Source organism: Stenotrophomonas sp. 2YAF22 (assembly GCF_052114665.1).
In the GTDB taxonomy this organism is placed as follows: domain Bacteria; phylum Pseudomonadota; class Gammaproteobacteria; order Xanthomonadales; family Xanthomonadaceae; genus Stenotrophomonas; species Stenotrophomonas indicatrix.
Genome location: NZ_JBFRFE010000622.1, coordinates 1 through 2,543 on the forward strand (window position 1 = coordinate 1; position 2,543 = coordinate 2,543).

General features: G+C 66.5%; 2 protein-coding genes, 1 pseudogene and 1 riboswitch. Of the genes and pseudogenes, 1 reads left to right on the forward strand and 2 read right to left on the reverse strand.

Translation table 11 applies throughout. The features are described 5' to 3' along the window. Window positions 1–72: 72 nt before the first annotated feature. The gene (gene ribB / locus AB4Y84_RS19055) at window positions 73–1,173 is read right to left on the reverse strand and encodes a 3,4-dihydroxy-2-butanone-4-phosphate synthase (protein ID WP_442250669.1); all 1,101 of its coding nucleotides are present in this window, start codon (window positions 1,171–1,173) and stop codon (window positions 73–75) included. Continuing rightward, a complete protein-coding gene (locus AB4Y84_RS19060) occupies window positions 1,170–1,796 on the reverse strand; it encodes a riboflavin synthase (protein ID WP_346586836.1) in 627 nt (208 codons plus the stop codon). The genes ribB and AB4Y84_RS19060 overlap by 4 nt, the downstream gene beginning before the upstream one ends. A 77-nt stretch (window positions 1,797–1,873) precedes the next feature. Continuing rightward, window positions 1,874–2,020, reverse strand: a riboswitch (FMN riboswitch). Between the two features lie 230 nt (window positions 2,021–2,250). Here AB4Y84_RS19060 and AB4Y84_RS19065 point away from each other — a divergent pair. Next, window positions 2,251–2,543, forward strand: a pseudogene (locus tag AB4Y84_RS19065) (hypothetical protein); the annotation flags it as partial.

Consider the following 2,543-nt stretch of genomic DNA (forward strand, 5'->3'; position numbering starts at 1 on the left):
CCGGCCGCTGGCCGGCAACTGCGGTGCSCTGTGGTTGCCGGCCAGCGGCCGGCACTACCGGTCATGGGGCGGTTACGGGGTGACCGTCTCCACCACTTCCAGGCCGTACCCGGCCAGGCCGATCTGGCGGCGCGGGGTGCCCAGCACGCGCAGCTTGCCCAGGCCCAGGTCGGACAGGATCTGCGCGCCGGCACCGTTGCGGCGCCACTGGCTCACGTCCTTGTCCTTGCCGGGCACCACCGGCGCCGGCTGCTGGCGCAGGCGGGCCAGCAGGCCTTCGCCATCGCGCGGGGCCGACAGCACCACCATCACGCCACTGCCTTCGGCATCGATGGCACGCAGGGCATCGGTGGCAGCCACGCCGAAGTCATCGCGGCGCCAGTGCAGCAGGTCGGCCAGCGGGTTTTCCACCTGCACCCGCACCAGGGTCGGGGTGTCGGCATCCGGGGTGCCACGCACCAGCGCGAAATGCAGGTCGTGCGCGATGCGGTCGCGGTAGGTGACCAGCTTGAACGGGCCGAATTCGGTGTCGATCTCGCGCTCGTCCACGCGCTCGACCGTCTTTTCGGTGGCCAGGCGGTAGGCGATCAGGTCGGCGATGGAGCCCATCTTCAGGCCGTGCTCGCGGGCGAACACTTCCAGCTCCGGGCGGCGCGCCATGCTGCCGTCCGGGTTGAGGATCTCCACCAGCACGCCGGCGGGTTCCAGCCCGGCCAGCATGGCCAGGTCCACGCCGGCTTCAGTATGGCCGGCACGGGTCAGCACACCGCCTGGCTGGGCGATCAGCGGGAAGATGTGGCCCGGCTGGTGCAGGTCAGACGGCTTGGCGTTGGGCTTCACCGCGGTACGGATGGTGTGCGCGCGATCGTGCGCCGAGATGCCGGTGGTGACGCCCTCGGCGGCCTCGATGCTGACCGTGAAGTTGGTCTGGAACTGCGCGGTATTGGCCTGCACCATCGGTGCCAGGCCGAGGTCGGCGGCGCGGGTGCGGGTGAGCGGCAGGCACACCAGGCCACGGCCGTGGGTGACCATGAAGTTGATGTCGCTGGCCTTGACCAGCTCGGCAGCCATGATCAGGTCGCCTTCGTTCTCGCGGTCTTCGTCATCGACGATGACGACCATGCGGCCCAGGCGGATGTCTTCCAAGATTTCGGGGATGGGGGCGAAGTTCATGGGGTATCTCCCTGTGGGTGCTGACCGTTGGTCGGTACACTGATCAGGCGTTCCACATAACGAGCGACCAGATCGATTTCAAGATTGATCGCGCTGCCCACGCCAGTGGCCGAGAACGCGGTATTGGCCACGGTGTGCGGGATCAGTGCCACTTCAAAGCCTTCGTCATCCACTTCGTTGACGGTGAGGCTGACGCCGTCCACGCAGATGGAGCCCTTCTTGGCGATGTAGCGGCGCAGCGCGGCCGGCGCGGCGAAACGCCAACGCTGCGCGCGGGCATCTTCGTGGATGGACAGCACCTGGCCGAGGCCGTCGACGTGGCCGCTGACCAGATGGCCGCCGAGGCGGTCGGTCGGGCGCATGGCACGTTCGAGGTTGATGACTGCACCTTCGGCCAGCTGGCCCAGCGTGGTCAGGCCCAGGGTCTCGGTGGACGCATCGGCCTGGAAGCTGCCGGCATCGAACGCGATGACGGTGAGGCAGACGCCGTTGATGGCGATGCTCTCGCCCATCTGCACGTTGTCGAACGGCAGGTTGCCGACATTGAAGGTGAAGCGGACATCGCCGCCGATGGATTCGCGAGCGGCCAGACGGCCGACGCCTTCGATGATTCCAGTAAACAAGTAACGTTCTCCGCGAAAAGTGAGCGAAAAACGCCGCAAGGCAAACAGGCGGGCGCAGGGCCGCAAAGGCCCTGTGGCACCGTCTTCTTTCATCCGGACTATGACCGTCGGCTCCGGCATTGGACCGGATCTGCTGACCCCCGACGGTAAGGCCGGGGCGCTCGCGGGCTCGTGCTTGCGCACCTACCGCCGGTGGGGAATTGCACCCCGCCCTGAAGACGTTTGTGTACCGGCGAACCGGCGCGGCCATTGTAGCAGCCCCCTCTGCGGGGCCGGGACTGACCCGGCTGCCCACCGTTCAGTTGTGACGGAGTTCGCGCTATGGCGAGCGCAAGGTCGCCAGCGGCTGGCCTTTCGTAAAACTTTCATTAAAATCGGCGATCGGACGACATGAGGTCGCCACGGACTGCCGCATAGGTGGACCGCCAATGGACTGAAATTCACAGGAATTCCCATGCGCAAGATCCTGATCGTGGCCGCCCTGCTGGCCGCCGCCCCGTTCTCGGCCTCGGCCGACGCCCTGAGCTACACCTATGTCGAAGGCGGCTGGACCCAGGTCAAGACCGACGACGAAGCGTTCAACGACCCGAAGGTTGATGGTGGCTACGTGCGCGGTTCGATCGCGCTGGCCGAGCAGGTGCATGTGTTCGGCGGCTGGAACTACGGCAGCAAGTCGTACGACTACGACTACGGCTCGATGAAGCTCAAGCTGAACCAGCCGGAGCTGGGCATCGGTTACCACATGCC